Consider the following 15734-nt stretch of genomic DNA (forward strand, 5'->3'; position numbering starts at 1 on the left):
CCCGGCGGCAGAGCGCACCGGGCCTTTTATATAAGAGCGCTGCAGGACCATCCGTTTGACAGCTGCAGTTACTGCGCCAGTAGCCGCTCGGCCAAAGGGAGGATATCCAGCGGAGTGCGGGCCGTGGGGACGGGACGGTCGACCGTGCCGAAGCCGTAGGCGGCGTGGATAAACGGCAGCCCGGCAAAAAGGGCAGCGTCCAGATCGCTCTGGGTATCGCCCACATATATGGCGCTGTCTATGTGGTGGCGCGCACACAGGGCGGTGATGTTCTCGCCTTTGGGGCGGCCGGTCTCGCCGGCGCACAAAAAGCCGTCGACCAGCGGCTGCAGCGTCCGGTAATACTGTAAAAATGCCTCGATATAACCGGTCTCGCAGTTGCTGACGATGTACACCCCACCAAGCTGCGCCAGCTGTACAAACAGTTCCTGTACCCCCGGGTACAATTTGCCCCCGTGGCGCAGCAGCTGGGCGTTCTCCTCGGCGCAGCACAGCTGTATCACCTCGACTGCACGCGAGAGCGGCAGCTGTGGCAGCAGGCAGGCGGCGATCTCGGCCGTGGTTTTACCCATCAGGCCGGCCATGGTCTGTACGGTCATCTCAAAGCCGGGCAGATCGCTGCACTTGGCAAAGGTCTGGTTCCAGGCGCGGGTGGTCTCGGCGGTGGAGTCCCACAGTGTCCCATCCAGATCGAAAAGTACTGCTTTTTTAGCCATCGTATCCTCCTTTTTCGCGCCGGTCAAAAGCCGGGCAGAGCGTTTTTCTGTGTGCAGTGTAGCACATTTTATGAAAAAGCACAAAGGCAGCCGGCTGACTGCGGGCTGCCTTTCGTACAGAATAGTTGCAAAAAGAGAAGAGAGAGCTGTTTGCTAGGGTTTGACCGACTCGCGGATGGAGATGAACTGTTCCTGTTGCATGCCGTAGGCGGTATCCATGGTGATCTCTCCCGCGGCGATCTGGCCCTCGAGCTCGTCGATGTACACCTGGGTCTCCTGGGGGACGTTTTGACGGTAGAAATCGTTTTTGACGATGACGGTGACCCCCTCTTTTACGCCCCAGCGCTTGAGCGTGCCGTACTGTGCCTTACCCTCAGCGGTCTCTTTTAAAATGTTGAAGATAGCGATGTCGTTGCGCTTGAGCATGGAGGTGAGGATGACATCGGCCACCTTTTGGTTAGACTCGGCGAAGTACTCTCGCTGGTCGGCGTCGACGCCGATCGCCCAGATGCCGGTCTTTTCGGCGCAGGCCTCAAACAGCCCCAGCCCGGCGGCACCCGCCACCTGGTGCAGCACATCGGCCCCCTGAGTCATCTGCACCTGGGTGAGCTCTTTGGCCTTGGGCGAGTTGACAAAGTCGCCGATGTAAGCGGTGGCCACTTTGACATTGGCATCGGCGTGCTGAGCGCCCTCGACATAGCCCAGCAAAAAGTCGTTGATGACGACCACCTCGGCCCCGCCGACAAAGCCGATCACACCGGTCTGCGACATTTTGGCCGCCAGCGCACCAGCCAGGTAGTCGCCCTGATTTTGCATGTAGTTGATAGCGAAATAGTTGGGCATCTTCACCTGGTAGGTGGGGTCGATATCAAAGCCCACAAATTTGGTGTCGGGGAATTCCTCATAATGCTTTTCCAATATTTCGGTGAACTCACCGCCCTCAAAAGCCACGATATCGTACTTTTCCGCCACATCGACCAGGGCCGGCTCCATCTTCGATTTTTCGGCCCCGTACTCCACCACCTTGATATCCATGCCCAGCTCTGTCTCGGCTTTTTTAAAGCCCTCCCAGGCGATGTCATTAAAAGATTTATCGCCCAAGTTGGCACAGATAAAGGCAGCGCTCATCTTCTCGTCTTTTTTGCCGGTCTTTTCTTTTTCTCCACAACCGGTCAGGGTGCCGCCAGCCACCACTGCCAGTGCCAATACTGCCGCAAGAACTCTTTTCATGGGGAAAGCTCCTCTCTGTTTAAGGCCTATTCGAGCAGTTGTGACGATATCCGCACGGGAGCTCGTCGATACTCCTCGAAAAACGTATTTTTATATCTTAAATATACTATATGTATAATATATACATTCAAGAATACCTACCGACACCGCTATTTTTACCTATCGGGTGTCAGTCTCTTTCCAGCTCGCACAGCCCCGTCAGGCAGCACTTGCATGTAACATGTAAGACGGTGCCCCGCCGATCAGCTACTCCAGCTCGCCCCGCAGCAGCCGGGATAGCTGCCGGCAGCTGTCGGCAGCTATGGGGGAAAAATCGTCGTCGGGGTCTTCTTTTAAGCAGCCGCCCACAATAAAGCCCTGGGCCAGCTGGCGCATTTCGGCGGCGTTTTGCCCATTGACCCCGCCGCCGATGAGCAGCGGTACACCCAGATGACAGTGCTGCACCTCCTGCAGGATCTGGCTGGTCTCGGCGGTCGACTTGCCGGTCAGGATCAGTCCGTCGGCCATACAGCTCTTTACGGCGAAGGTGGCCATCTCGCCAAAATCGCGCGCCCCCAAAGGTGTCCCCTCCCGGTCGAAGATATCGGCCAGGATATCGACCTGTTCGGCCCCCAGCTCCCGCCGGCTGCGGATGGCCTCATAGTAACAGCCCTGCAGCAGACCGGTCATTTTTACCATAGCGCCCACATAGGTCTTGATGCGCACATAGTCGGCACCTACCGCTTTGGCCACGGCGATCGGAGCGGCGCCATCGTGATCGAGCAGTGTGATGCCCAGCGGGATATCCAACACCTTTTTCACTTCTCGCCCCACGATGGACATATAGGCCACCGTCTGCGGCGGCGCCTGCAGATGGGTGGGCTCGTCGCCCACGTTTTGCAGCAGCACCGAAGAGATACCGGCAAGCTGCATGCGCCGGGCCCCCTCTACGGCGTAGTCGATCACCCGCTCCAGCGGCCAGCGGTCGCGCCGCAGGCTGGTGGGGAACGGCGGCAGGTGCAACACACCGATGGAAAAGCCGCCTTTTTGCAACTGGGTCAGCACACTCATGGAGCCACCTCCTCAGCTTCAGGGCGAAAGGCGCTGTGGTGGATGGTGCGGTAGTGCTCCTCCTCTATCTGCTGACTGGGGAAGTCGTAGGCCTGTTTGCCGCTGGCCAGCGACAAGCTGTAGGCAAACAGCGCACACAGTAGCCCGGTGACCAGCGGCGTGTACACCTCGTCGACCCCATCCTCGGCCAGCAGGGCAAAGTCGGCCGGCAGGTCGCCGGCATCACCGGTACCCACCAGTACGCTGCCGCAGCCCAAAAAGCGCATCTCGGCCAGCAGCTCGGCTGCCCGGCTGCAGCACCGCCCAGCCGGAGCGATCACCACCACACAGTCGCGCTGCTGGGTGGTGAAATACTGGATATGGGCCCATTCTTCCAGCTCCTGGGGGGTGCCGGAGATCTCGCCCCCCTCGATGAGCTTGGCAACCCCGTAGTGGGCGATGGCCAGATTGGGCCCCGCACCGATGATGGTGAAATCTTTCAGACCAGTATACCGCTCGGCGGCGGCCAGCGCCGGTGCGCGGCCGGCCGCGAGCGCCGACCGCAAAACCGCCGGCAGCGCGGCCAGCTGCGCATGCTGGGCAGCGGCAGCATCCGGTGTGAGATAGCCGTTTGCCCGGCCGAGTGCCACCGAGCAGGCGTACAGCATGAGCAGCGAGGCCGAGAAGGAGATGGTCCCCGGTGCAAACCCGCGGGAGTCGATGTGGTAGACCACCGCCTCGCCGCAGGTCTGCGCCAACGCGCCCCGCTCTTTGCCGGTGATGGCCACCACCGTGGCCCCCGCTCTCTTGGCCATCCGCGCACACTCGACGGTGCGGGCCACCGTCCCCGAATAGGAGATGACCAGTACCAGGGCCCCAGCTGGCATATAGTCCACATCGTAGCGGCAGAACTCCAGCGCCTCGCAGGCCTGGCAGGGCAACCCGGTATTTTTCATAAAGGCGTACTGGGCGGCCTGGGCGGCGTACAGCGAGTCGCCGCACCCCACGGCGTATACTTTGGTGTAGTGCCGGCCCTCAAACAGCGGCGACCGCCGCTGCAGTTCGGCCATAAATTCTGGCAGCTTGTCAGCCACCATTTGCGGGGTGGCCTCTATCTCCTCGATCATCACCCCGATGTCATTGCGTTCGGTCATGTCTTCACGCTCCTGTCTTTTGTATCTGTCGGCGCAGGGCGGCCAGCCGCTGCGCCGCCTGTTCGCCGGTGGCCTGCAGCAGCGGCACCGAACCAAACGCCTCGATGGCGATAGAGGAGGACACGGTCCCCCGCAGCGCCGCCTCTGCAGCACTGCCTGTCTGCTGCCATCCGGCGGTAAAACCGCCGCCAAAGCTGTCGCCGGCACCGGTCACATCTACTACCTGCACCCGCTCTACACAGGGCAGATAGGCGATGCGATCCCCGCGTTTCTGGTAGATGAGCGCGCCCCGGTCCCCCAGTTTGATGACCACCGTATGGGGGCCATAATCGGCAAAGTGCCGGGCCGCCGCTTCAAAATCAGGTGCGTTCTGGCCGGTCAGTCGGTGCACCTCTTCCTCGCTGGGCAAAAAGATATCGGTGTGGGCCAGAGCCCGGTATACCAGCTCCCGCTTGTCACTGGCATCCTGCTCGTAGGGGTCCAGCAGCACGGTGGCGCCGGCGGCCTTGAAGTTTTGGGCCAGCTCTAACTGGCTCTCGATACACATGGCCGCCAAAAACACCGCCCCTGCCCGCCGGTATTGGTCAGGCACATCGTCCCAGCCGGGAGATAATGCCGCCATGCGCCCCTCTACCCGGTCGATAAAAGTGCGGCGCCCATCGTATTCGTAGACGATCCAATTGCGGATACTGGGCCCCACACAGCGCACCATGCCTGTAATATCGAGCCCCTGGGCGGCACAGCGCTGCAGATTCTCTTCGGGAAAGTCGCTGCCGATACGCGAGAGCATCCCCACGCTGCCGCCCCACAGGCGGGCTGCCAGTGCCGCATACAGCACGTCGCCACCGGTCACTGCCATCTGGGTGCGGCCATCGGGCAATACCATATCATCGATGGTGATGTTGCCCGCCACCACGATGTCGATCTGTCCAGCCAATCAGATCCCCCCTCTTGTTGTTTGCCTCTATTCTAGCACAAAAAAAGAGAGGCCCTGTAAACCTCTCACTTTTTCACCGCTCCCGTTATGGGAGCTCTATTTTTGTGTATTTATCTACCGATCTGCATGCAATCTGCCCAATGATACACCCCATCAATTGCCGTTATCGGCAGGGGCCACACCACACTGCTGCCAAAACGCCTCGCTCAAAAAGCGCAGCGCCAACATCAGCGGTGTGCGGTCGGTCACCTCGTAACCGCCGATGAGCTGGGTGGGCACCCAGCAGTAGAGATTGTAATCGGCCAGTGCCGCCACCGGGTTTTTGCACAGGTGAGTCAGGCTGATGCTGGCCGCGCCCCGGTCCTTGGCCATCTGCAGCGCCTGAATGAGCATGTCGGTCTCGCCGGTGGCGCTGATGACCAGTACCAGATCGCCTGGGCGGGCGTTTTGAGCGCTGTAGTACATGTCGTGCCGATAGCTGAAACACTCGGCTGTGCGGCCCACACATTTTAAATTGTGGGTCATCATCTCACACAGTGGCTCTGAATCGCCAATGCCGTAAAAGTAGACCCGCCGGGCCCTGAACATCGCCTTGGCGGCAAGCTGCAGGCTGCCGGGAGCCAGCATCTCCAGCGTGCGGCGAATGTTTTGCGGCACGCCAGCATCGGGGGACGGAGCCCCCTCCTGCCGCAGTGCCAGCTTCATCTCGGCAAAGCCGCTGTAGCCCAATTTTTTGGCAAAGCGCAGCAGCGCATTGGGCGCCAGGTGCAGCTGCCCGGCCAGCTTTTGGATGGACATCTGGGCGGCGTCTGTCCGGTGCGCACTGATATAGGCACCGATCATGTCGTCGGTCTCGCTCAGCGAGAACTCGTATACCTGCAGCCGCTGGGTAAAATCCATCCCGTCTCACTCCCCTGTTCTATACGCTCTATCGGGCGGTGGCTCCACCGCTGCCGCCACCGCTATTGTACCACACTTTTGGTGCCAAAACAGCACCTCGACCCCAGTCAGGCGACACTCTATCCAGAAAGCGGTGGTCCGATATGGGTCATTCGCGTATTGTCGCGATCATAAAAATCTTTTATACTTATTACATGGGGCCATTTGTCTCGATAGGAGATGTGCTGTGCCACTGCTCAAGCGGGTATTCACCGCGCACACCGGCGATCTCACCCAGGGCCCGCCGGGCAAACGGCTCTTTTTGTACATGATCCCCATCCTCATTACCAACCTGTTTCAGCAGTGCTACAATCTGGCCGATACCCATTATCGTCGGGCAGCTGGTGGGGGCGGGGGCGCTGGCGGCGGTGGGCGGCACCGGGCCGGTATTTTATCTTTGCTCTACAGTGACCATCGGCTTTGCCACCGGGGTGGGCATTCTCAGCGGCCAATACTTTGGCAGCGGGCGCACCTGTTCGCTGCGGGATATCTTTACCACCGCCACGGTATTCACCGCGCTGTCCTCGGTCGTCATTGGGGCTGTCGGCGCCGTCTGTGCCCCGTGGCTGCTGGCACTGCTGCGCACCCCCACCGATGTGTTGGCCGACAGCGTCACCTACCTGCGCATGGTATTTCTGGGGTTTCCCTTTATGGGTTTGGGGGCCAGCGGGGCGGCGGTACTCAGCGCGCTGGGCGACTCGAAAACGCCGCTCTACTGCACCGCTGCCGGCGGGCTGTGCAACGTGGTGCTCAACCTGTTTTTCGTGCTGGTATGCCGCTTGGGCGTTTTCGGCGTGGCGCTGGGGCAGCTGCTCACCTGCCTGCTGGGCCTGCCGCTTCTGCTTAAAAAACTGGCAGCCATCACCGGCCAGCCACAGCTGCCGCTGCGCCGGGTGCCCGGTCACTTTAGCGGTAAATTATTAAAAGAGGTGCTGCGGCTGGGGCTGTCCTCCTCGCTGCAGGGGGCCGTACTAGCCGGCAGCTTGCTGCTGATGCAGTCGCTCATCAATGGTTTTGGCAGCTTGTATATGGCAGCCTACACCACTGTACAAAAGATCGAGTGGCTCGTTTTGCTGCCGCTCAACAACCTGTATCAGGCCTTTTCGAATTTTACCGCACAAAATATCGGCGCCGGCAAGCTGCCGCGGGTGCGCCGCTGCTACCGCCTGACCCTGCTGTGGGGCCCCGGCTTTTGTGCGGTGATGGCGCTGGTGCTGCTGTTTGGCAGCAGAGGCCTGGCCAGTCTGTTCGTCGCTGCCGGCAGTGGCGAAGAGGTCATCACCGCCGTGGGCGACTACTTTAAAGTGGCGGTGGGCTACTGCTTTTCGCTGGGACTCATGTTCCAGAGTGAGGGACTGCTGCGGGGAGCAGGCGATGTGCTCACCGTCTCGGTGATCACCGGGGCGGCCATGGTCTTTCGCCTGGTCACTGCTTTCATATTGGCCCCCAAGATGGGCTTTTCGGCTATACCGCTGGCGTTTTTGGCCAGCTACACCAGCGAGGCGATTATCGCCTATCTGCGCTACCGCCGGGGCCGGTGGCGGCACAAAGCCGTAGTTTTGGCCCGCTGACGCCCCATACAAGCAAAGGAGGTCCGCACCATGGGCGACTCGATTTTTGATCGCTGCCCACCCGACGTAAAAAAGCATGTCCTCTACCGCCAGTACCAACCCGGCGATATTTTGCTGCTGCAGGGGCAGCAGGAGGACTGCGCCTATTTTTTGCTGCGGGGGGCGGTGCGGGTATTCAAATTGCTGGATGACGGCTCCTGCGTGCAGATCGGCTTTTTTAAAAGCGGCAGTTTTATCGGCAATATCGAGCTGTTTGCCCACACCGACCTAATGAACATGGTGGAGGCCGCTGAGCCCTGCACGGTGGCCTGCATCCCCCTGGATGCGTTTTATCACTGGCTGGATAGCGATACGGTGCTGTGCCGCCAGCTGCTAGAAGATATGGCCGTGCAGATCGTGGCCTTTAACCGCCAGATCATGCTGGGCAAGAGCCTCACCCGGCAGGAGCACTTCTATCTGCTGCTGTTGCGCGCCGACAGCGCCGGTCAGCCACTGACCAAGCAGCTGCTGCAAGACCAGCTGTCCGCCTCGCTGCGCACCGTCAACCGGCTGTTGCAAAAGGCGGCTCGCGAGGGACTGGTGCGGGTAGAGAACGGCCAGATCTTGCTGCTGGACCGCGAAAAGCTCATCGCCCTGCACAATCGGTGCGATACCGGCCAATAAGCGCAAAATATGCACAAAAATGTGCAAAAGAATTTGTCAGCCACCGGGTCAAGTGGCATTGAGGGCCTCTCTTTTGGCCGCTATACTGTAGGTGTAGCGACATGAAAGAGGGGCCCCTTTCAATGCCGCCGACTAGTGGGAGGTGTAGCAAATTGGAGTATATTGTCAGCGGCCTGAACATGATGGATGTCATCCGTTTCCCCGATGGCACCACCAGCGCCCCACAGATGGGGGGGATTCCGCTGTACGGATACTGCGGCATGCGGCCCTACACCCGCAGTATCTGCTACCTGGCCCGGGTGGGCAAAGACTTTTTTGACACCTACGGCCAGTGGTTTGAAAAAAACAAGGTAGACCGCAGCGGGTTGCTGTTCGTGTCTGAACAGACGCCCTACAACATCATCACCTACCGGCCCGACGAGTCGGTGTCCGCCTGGGACTTCTTCACCGGCAACTGGGCCGATTCCGGCTTTTGGCGGCCCCATCCCGAGGACCTCGACGCTGTGATCGGGCCGGATACCAAAGGCTTTTACATCTGCGGCGCCCCTCTTCCCGACCCGGTGTGGGCAAAACTGCTGGCGCTGCGGGAGCAGTACCACTTCAAGATCATGTGGGAGCCAAACGGCATCCACACCCACTCCACCGACCGGGAGAACATCCTTGAGCTGTTGCCTCAGCTGGACATGGCCTCGTTTAACCTGACCGAGTCTAAAGAGATCTTCGGTCTAGACAGCGAGCAGGAGGTTCTCGACTTTCTTCGGCGGCAGCCCTGCCCGCTCATCCTGCTGCGTATCGGCGCCCGGGGCATGTACACCATCGGCGGCGGTCGCGTTTGTCTGGTGCCGTCTGCACCGCTGCCCGAGGGGCAGCAGGTCGTCGATGTCACCGGCTGTGGCAACTCGTCCACCGCTGCCGCCTGTGTGGCTTGGTGCCAGCAAAACGATCTGGCCATGACCGGGATCATGGCCAACATCGCCTCGAATTACAACCTGCGCCAAAAAGGCCCCTACCCACTGTTTGACAGTCAACTGGAAGAGCAGTGCCGGATCTGGGCGCGCCAGCTGTACCAAAAAGGCGCCTATCAATACCTGTAGTCTCGGGGCCGAGCGCCCCCTGCCATACATACGTCTATCTATAAAAAAGGAGTGTTTTATCATGGCCAAATACGACAGCAACCTGCACAAAGAGATCGTCAGCCTGCCTACTATGGTGCGCTATATCTGCAGCGACATCCAAAAAAAATGCGAGACGGTATTTACTGCCGACGAACTCAAAAACTTTGACAATATCGTGCTCTCGGGCTGCGGCGACAGTCTCTGTGCCGCCTACGCGGTGAAGGAGTGCTACGAACAGCTGCTGGGCCTGCACATCGACACACCGGTCTGCCTCGACCTGTCCCGCCACTACGACGTGCGCCGCTTTGGCGAGAAGGGAAAGACGCTGGTCATCCTCATCAGCTTTTCCGGCAAGGTATCCCGGGTGGTCGAAGCCGCCCAGCGCGCCAGATCCAACGGCGCCATCACCATGGCCGTCACCCACGATATCGAGTCGCCGGTGGCTGCCGCCTGTGACAAGGTGCTGCACGTAGTGCCGGAGGAGTTTGATCTGCACCGCACCCCCGGCTGCCGCACCTATGTGGCCTCGATGACTGCCCTCTACCAGTTCGGTATCGCCATGGGCCAGATCATCGGCAATTACGATATGGCTGCCGCCGACGGTTACCGTCAGGATATTCTCGACTACGTCACCGAGTTTGAGGCCGCTATGGACCAGATGGACGACGAACTGTTCAATGTGGCCGTGTCCTGGAAGCCGGTCCCCTACTTCGAGTTTTTGAGCTCCGGCCCCGAGTACGCCTCCGCCTGGTTTGGTCAGGCCAAAATGTACGAGGCTACCGGCGACTTCTCCCGCTATGAGAACTTTGAGGATTGGGCGCACGTCGACTATATCCTGCGCAAGATGGACAGCGGCATGTTCTTGTTCATCGACAAGAAAAACCCCGCTTTCAGCCGCGCGCAGGAGGTCGCCAGCGTACTGACCCGCCAGAGCTACCGCTACCTGGTGTTTACCGATGCCGACAAATCCGAGTTTGCCGACCCGCTGAAAGTATTCACCGTGCCCACCGCCAAACACCTGTGGCTCACTCCGCTCATGCAGGCGGCGCTGCCCTGCATGTTTGCCGGCGCGTTGGCCCACGTAAAAGGCACCACCGAGTTCTGTGCCGACATGATCGACTCGCTGTTCCCCTTCGGCGGTGCGATCCTGCGCAACAGCAAGATCGAACTGCACTAAAACTGTAGAAACTGAGTAGGAGAGCCGCAGCGTTGCGGCTCTCTTTGCCAAAAACCATTATCAGACTGGGAGGTCTTATACCATGCCGGGACATCTGAGAATAAACGAGGGTCAGGACAACATGTTCACCCAGTTAAAACCGGGCAAAAAACTCATTATCGGCTGTATCCACCTGCTGCCGCTGCCCAATACCCCCTACTATCAGGAAGGCGATTACGACCGCTCGATCGAGAAGGCGCTGCGGGACGCGGAGGCGCTCATCAAAGGCGGCGCCGACGGCTGTCTCATCCAGGGTATCGACGGGGGCATCTTCCCCAATACCGACGACACCGACTACGCGCGGGTGGCCTGTATCTCGGTCATCGGCAACGAGGTGCGCCGCATGGCCGGCCCTGACTTTAAAGTGGGCGTGCAGCTCATGTGGAACTGTATCACACCATCTCTGGCGGCCGCCAAGGCCTGCCACGCCGATTTTACCCGCTGTACTGCTCTGGCCGGCAGCACCAGCTCGCGCTTTGGCCCCATCGTGGCCCAGCCGCTGAAGGTGCAGAATTACCGCCGGCGCATCGGCGCCGACAACGTGGCCATGATCGCCGAGATCGCCGGCTACCACGTGCAGCAGGGCGGTTACGACAAGGCTCGCTTCATCGAGCAGGCGCGGGATGTGCTGTCGGTAGGGGCCAACGCTATCGAGATGTTCCACGGCGACGAGGCACTCAACGAGCGCATGGTCTGCGACCTCAAAGAGGCGTTCCCCACCGCCCCGGTCGTGTTGGGAGGCGGCACCAACATCGAAAATGCCGCCAGACGGCTCAAATATGCCGACTGTGCCATTGTGGGCACCTGCTTTGAAAAGGGAAACTGGGGCGGCGATGTGCAGTGGGACGCCGTGCGTGACTATGTACAGAACGTCCGCCAGATCGAGCCCCAATAGATCTGGCCCGACCGATAAGTGGACCGGCTGGTCCGTCAAATGTAAGGAGTGAATCTATTATGGTCATCCGTTCTATAGACCCGCGGCGTACGGCCGTTATGGTCATTGATATGCAAAACGACTTTATCGCCCCCGGTGCGGTGCTGTTCTCTCAGATGGGGTACGATTTTGTGCCCGCTATGGCCGACTTTCTCGACCGCTGCCGCCAAAAAGGAATGCAGATCATCTACACGCAAAATGTGCTGCGGGCCGACAGCAAAGACATGGGTAAATCCGGAGATTTTTGTCAGGCGATCAAGGAGGGAAAAGCGCTGGTAGAGGGCACCCCCGGGGCAGAGATCTACGCACCGCTGGCCCCCAAAGAGGGAGATATCGTGCTCAAAAAGCACCGTTACAGCTCGTTTTTTGGCACCGATCTAGATATCATCCTGCGCACCGGTGGCTTTGACACGGTGGCCATCACCGGGGTCTGTACTGAGGCCTGCTGTTTCTCCACCGCCCGCGATGCCGGCGCGCTGGGATACGACGTGGCTTTTCTGTCTGATCTCACCGGTACCATGGACTACCCCGATCTGGGTTTTGGACCCATGACCGCCCAGCAGATGCAAAACGCTATGCTCACCAACATCGCGCTGACCAGCGCCCACGTCATGACTGCCCAGCAACTGCTGGAGCTGCCCGTGCGCGACTAAATCATCCTATAGACAGGAGATATAGAGTTATGGACCGCGTTCTCTCCGTTCCTTTTAATCATCAGCAGCTGGCGCTTTTAGACCGCTATACAGCGGTGCCCGGCGCCTACAGTACGCTCATTCTGCAGGCGTTGGCAGAAGCCCAGCCCGGGTGTCAGCAGGCGCAGCTGTCTTCCCCCGCGCCGCCGCCCCCCAAACGCAAGCAGTTGGCCCAGCACCTTTTAGAGCCGGGCACCGGCATAGCCGTAGAGGTAAAGGCAGGTCAGGTACTGCGCATCGCCCAGGTAGAGGGCGGGCAATGCGGCGACCTGAATGTATACAATCTGCAAAATGGACAGGAGCACTTACATGTAGGGCGCACCCGGCACCTGCACGGACCGCACCCCACCACCGGCGATCTGCTGTGGTCTTGTGCCCCGTGGGAGCGGCCGCTCATGGCCATCCTGCAAAATACCGGCGTGTGTGACACCACCTTTGCCAGCTGCAGTACTTTGGGGTACAGCCACTTTTACAACATGCCCCAGCACATCAATTGCCAGCAGATGCAGATCGAGGCCCAGCGCGCCTATGGGATCGGACCATGGCAAGAACACGATTCCTTTAATCTGTTCATGTACACCGTATCCGACAGCGAGGGAAACCCGGGCATTGACAGAAACGGGGCTGGGCCCAGTGATTATATCGAGTTCTACGCCTTGACCGACGTTTTGGCTATCCCCAATGTCTGCGGCGACGACCTGGGCAAGACCAGCAATTTCTGGCAGAACCACCTGTCAGTTATCGTGGAGGAAGCTCTGCCCGAGGACCGGCAGAGAGCGGAAGGCTTTACAAAGCCGTATCAAAATTCTGTTGTCCCGGTACCTTATCAAATGAAAGAGGTACCGCTGCGCAGAGATCCAGACTATACGCCCCATTTTCCCCACCTGCCGCTACGTATCCATCAAGTCGAGGTGGTGCTGAGCGAACAGGACCAACAAAAGCTCGATGCCGTGCATAATCCCGGTCTCTATGGGGATGATCTGTGTGCTGCCCTGCGCGATATCGTGATGGACTGGGCCGATGCGAAGAACAACGCCTCGCTGCCCGGATACAGCCACCATTGAGGATAACATCGTAAGGATGTAGGATCTTTTCGCGGAGGTGTTTGGAATATGATGCATACGATACATCGACCTTATCCGCCGCTGGGGGCATTACCACCTACTACCGGCCCCAGCGACATTCAGCTACTGGTCGACTATCAGCGCGGGCACAGAGAAGACATGGCTGCCATTCGCGCTGAACAGGTGTTAACTGGCGTTTATACCCCTCAACGGCCCATCTCCTGCTGGGAGCAGACTGTGCCCGGCTATCGGGAAGAAGTGACGGTACGGCTTTACAGACCTCAGGCGGAGGCAGACGCTACACCTGCCGTTTTGTACATGCACGGTGGCGCCTGGTGTAAAGGATCTATCGATACCACACACGAATACTGCTTGGCACTGGCAGATCTATCCGGGGCTCTGGTAGTCTCGGTGGCATATCATCTGGCACCGGAGTTTCCCTATCCCCACGGGATCGAGGACTGCTACCAGGTGCTCTGCTGGATGTGGAAACAGGCAGAGGTACTGGGGATCGACCGAGAGGATATCACCTTATCTGGCGATTCGGCAGGCGGCAATTTCTCTGCCGGTCTGTCACTTATGGTACGGGACCGCGGGGAAGTGTCGGTAAAAAATCAGATCCTGTTGTACCCCGGGCTCTCCATGCGCGCTGAAGATGGTGTAGGCGGGCGCGATCCCGATGCTATGCTTTCGATGCAGATCGTGGTGGACTGGTATCTGGGTGGCGCCGCATCCCAGCAGCCCTATATTACACCTCTGGCTGCCGCCGATCTATCTGGTCTGCCCCGCACCTTGTTGGCAGTGGCTGCGCTGGACGGTATGCGTTTTTGTCAGCGCACCTACGCCCAGGCGATCGAACAGGCTGGCAATATGATCACAGTGGTGGAATTTGAAAATACGCCACATGGCTTTATCTGTGATCATCGCTGCCTGCAGCAGCTGGAGGATATGGCGAGTCTTGCGGCAGATTTTATCAGAGAAAAATTATAAGTAGATCAGTTTATAGAAAATAGAGTGCTCTCAAAAATGGAGAGCACTCTATTTTCTATACTGCGATATCTTTTCTATCTGGTCACTCTTGACGGCGGCTGGGCAAAAAGCGATCAGACCCCAACTTACAAAAACACAGTTGTTATAGAAAGAGACAAGCGAAAAACAACGCTGCAGCAGCGCTGATATCGATGTGAAACGAAAATATAAGTATATTGCACTTAGCCGAAATGTTCGCTGAGTATCTGCCCCAGATGCGGTGTGCGGCACTGTTATTGGATCAACGAGGCCTTGAAGGTTCTGATCGACATATTTCCTTTTTGTTTCTAATAAAATGCATCTGACGGCATTTTAAGGCCAGTTACGGGCGTTTATCAACGTATGGAAATGCAATAATGGGTAATGGGTAGGAGCCCTTTGGGCGCAGTGTAATTCGAGGCAGTGCCGGCCATGATCCCGTCATGACCAGATCGCCTTGCCGGTACCAGGTCACACAGGCGACAGTAGACAAGCTGTCACATCCAGTTATTCGACGGCCTGCTCTTCCTCTGGCAGCGGCACAAACAGCACTGGACAAACACTGCCACCGCCGACGGTGCACACATCCCAAACACCGGTGCGCAGCAGTGTGAGCAGGTAGGGCTGCCGCCAATATAAGAATAGCAAAAATCCCGATAGACCGCATGCCCATGCAATCTATCGGGATTTTTGTTGGAGCTGCTAACCAGATTCGAACTGGTGACCTCATCCTTACCAAGGATGTGCTCTGCCACCTGAGCCATAGCAGCCTATTTGGCAGGGGCAGAAGGACTTGAACCCTCGGCACGCGGTTTTGGAGACCGCTGCTCTACCAACTGAGCTATACCCCTATCTCTTTAGTTATAATAACTACTAAAGTTCAAATGGTGGGCCTTCAGGGACTCGAACCCCGGACCGACCGGTTATGAGCCGGTTGCTCTAACCAACTGAGCTAAAGGCCCAAAAATGGCTCCCCCTGTTGGGCTCGAACCAACGACCCTGCGGTTAACAGCCGCATGCTCTACCGACTGAGCTAAGGAGGAATATCTGTGTCCTTACAGACACCTATATAAAAGGGACAAAACCCTTATATAAACGAGTGTCGGCGTCTACCTATTTTTCCAGGCAGCTTCCCGCCAAGTATCTTCGGCACAACATAGCTTAACTTCTGTGTTCGGGATGGGAACAGGTGGATCCTATGCGTCATCAACACCGACTCTATATATGAATATCAGCTCTCGCTGTACCCAACTTGTCAAAAAAGGTTTCCGGTCGCCTTCTCGCTTTGCCCTGTGACCCGAAAAACACTGCGTTTTGCCCCAGCAAAACTGATGAACTTTGTTCATCAAAGGGTTTTTCTAGCCACAACGCTCTGCGTTGTGGTGACCCGTGGGGGAATCGAACCCCCGTTACCGGCGTGAGAGGCCGGTGTCTTAACCGCTTGACCAACGGGCCATGTGGTGCAC

The 15734-nt window shown here is 58.4% G+C and carries 14 protein-coding genes, 5 tRNA genes and 1 rRNA gene; 8 read left to right on the forward strand and 12 right to left on the reverse strand.

Annotated elements, in window-relative coordinates; translation table 11 throughout:
• Positions 1-68 precede the first annotated feature (68 nt).
• The 6 genes from C6Y32_RS08970 to C6Y32_RS08995 form a co-directional block, all read right to left on the reverse strand.
• A complete protein-coding gene (locus tag C6Y32_RS08970) occupies positions 69-716 on the reverse strand; it encodes an HAD family hydrolase (protein WP_105204967.1) in 648 nt (215 codons plus the stop codon).
• 153 nt (positions 717-869) lie between these two features.
• Positions 870-1946: a BMP family ABC transporter substrate-binding protein gene (locus C6Y32_RS08975; RefSeq protein WP_105204968.1), complete on the reverse strand. Its 1077-nt coding sequence runs from the start codon at positions 1944-1946 to the stop codon at positions 870-872.
• A gap of 246 nt (positions 1947-2192) precedes the next feature.
• Positions 2193-2996 carry a BtpA/SgcQ family protein gene (locus C6Y32_RS08980; protein ID WP_105204969.1) on the reverse strand — a complete coding sequence of 268 codons (804 nt, stop codon included), beginning with the start codon at positions 2994-2996 and terminating at the stop codon, positions 2193-2195.
• Positions 2993-4129 (reverse strand): SIS domain-containing protein, encoded by a 1137-nt coding sequence (locus tag C6Y32_RS08985; protein WP_105204970.1) that lies wholly within the window; start codon positions 4127-4129, stop codon positions 2993-2995. The genes C6Y32_RS08980 and C6Y32_RS08985 overlap by 4 nt, the downstream gene beginning before the upstream one ends.
• Positions 4130-4133: 4 nt before the next feature.
• Positions 4134-5066, reverse strand: coding sequence for a carbohydrate kinase family protein (locus tag C6Y32_RS08990; protein WP_105204971.1), 933 nt, complete (start codon positions 5064-5066; stop codon positions 4134-4136).
• A 153-nt stretch (positions 5067-5219) separates the two neighbouring features.
• Positions 5220-5966: a MurR/RpiR family transcriptional regulator gene (locus tag C6Y32_RS08995; RefSeq protein ID WP_105204972.1), complete on the reverse strand. Its 747-nt coding sequence runs from the start codon at positions 5964-5966 to the stop codon at positions 5220-5222.
• 368 nt (positions 5967-6334) lie between these two features.
• Between C6Y32_RS08995 and C6Y32_RS09000 the strand changes: the two genes are divergently transcribed.
• The 8 genes from C6Y32_RS09000 (at position 6335) to C6Y32_RS09035 (ending at position 14250) form a co-directional block, all read left to right on the forward strand.
• Complete coding sequence (locus C6Y32_RS09000; RefSeq protein ID WP_279386211.1) at positions 6335-7576, forward strand: MATE family efflux transporter; 1242 nt, start codon at positions 6335-6337, stop codon at positions 7574-7576.
• 30 nt (positions 7577-7606) lie between these two features.
• Positions 7607-8239: a Crp/Fnr family transcriptional regulator gene (locus tag C6Y32_RS09005; protein WP_105204974.1), complete on the forward strand. Its 633-nt coding sequence runs from the start codon at positions 7607-7609 to the stop codon at positions 8237-8239.
• 152 nt (positions 8240-8391) lie between these two features.
• Positions 8392-9333: a carbohydrate kinase family protein gene (locus C6Y32_RS09010; protein WP_164998201.1), complete on the forward strand. Its 942-nt coding sequence runs from the start codon at positions 8392-8394 to the stop codon at positions 9331-9333.
• A 61-nt stretch (positions 9334-9394) separates the two neighbouring features.
• Positions 9395-10531, forward strand: coding sequence for an SIS domain-containing protein (locus C6Y32_RS09015; protein ID WP_105204976.1), 1137 nt, complete (start codon positions 9395-9397; stop codon positions 10529-10531).
• Between the two features lie 82 nt (positions 10532-10613).
• Complete coding sequence (locus C6Y32_RS09020) at positions 10614-11465, forward strand: BtpA/SgcQ family protein (RefSeq protein ID WP_243206203.1); 852 nt, start codon at positions 10614-10616, stop codon at positions 11463-11465.
• Between the two features lie 59 nt (positions 11466-11524).
• The gene (locus C6Y32_RS09025) at positions 11525-12157 is read left to right on the forward strand and encodes a cysteine hydrolase family protein (RefSeq protein WP_105204977.1); all 633 of its coding nucleotides are present in this window, start codon (positions 11525-11527) and stop codon (positions 12155-12157) included.
• Between the two features lie 29 nt (positions 12158-12186).
• Entirely contained in the window at positions 12187-13260 is a 1074-nt protein-coding gene (locus tag C6Y32_RS09030) for an urea carboxylase-associated family protein (RefSeq protein WP_105204978.1), read from the forward strand.
• Positions 13261-13308: 48 nt separating this feature from the next.
• The gene (locus C6Y32_RS09035; RefSeq protein ID WP_105204979.1) at positions 13309-14250 is read left to right on the forward strand and encodes an alpha/beta hydrolase; all 942 of its coding nucleotides are present in this window, start codon (positions 13309-13311) and stop codon (positions 14248-14250) included.
• A 712-nt stretch (positions 14251-14962) separates the two neighbouring features.
• Here the strand turns inward: C6Y32_RS09035 and C6Y32_RS09040 are convergent.
• From C6Y32_RS09040 to C6Y32_RS09065, 6 genes are all read right to left on the reverse strand, one after another.
• Positions 14963-15038 (reverse strand) — tRNA-Thr (locus C6Y32_RS09040).
• Positions 15039-15043: 5 nt separating this feature from the next.
• A tRNA-Trp gene (locus C6Y32_RS09045) sits at positions 15044-15119 on the reverse strand.
• A gap of 34 nt (positions 15120-15153) precedes the next feature.
• Positions 15154-15230 (reverse strand) — tRNA-Ile (locus C6Y32_RS09050).
• 5 nt (positions 15231-15235) lie between these two features.
• Positions 15236-15311, reverse strand: a tRNA-Asn gene (locus C6Y32_RS09055).
• A 57-nt stretch (positions 15312-15368) separates the two neighbouring features.
• A 5S ribosomal RNA gene (gene rrf, locus C6Y32_RS09060) occupies positions 15369-15485 on the reverse strand.
• Positions 15486-15648: 163 nt separating this feature from the next.
• Positions 15649-15723: transfer RNA gene (locus C6Y32_RS09065), tRNA-Glu, on the reverse strand.
• Positions 15724-15734 lie beyond the last annotated feature (11 nt).

Origin of the sequence: Neobittarella massiliensis (ex Bilen et al. 2018) (assembly GCF_900289145.1) — a bacterium.
Classification (GTDB): Bacteria; Bacillota; Clostridia; order Oscillospirales; family Ruminococcaceae; genus Neobittarella; species Neobittarella massiliensis.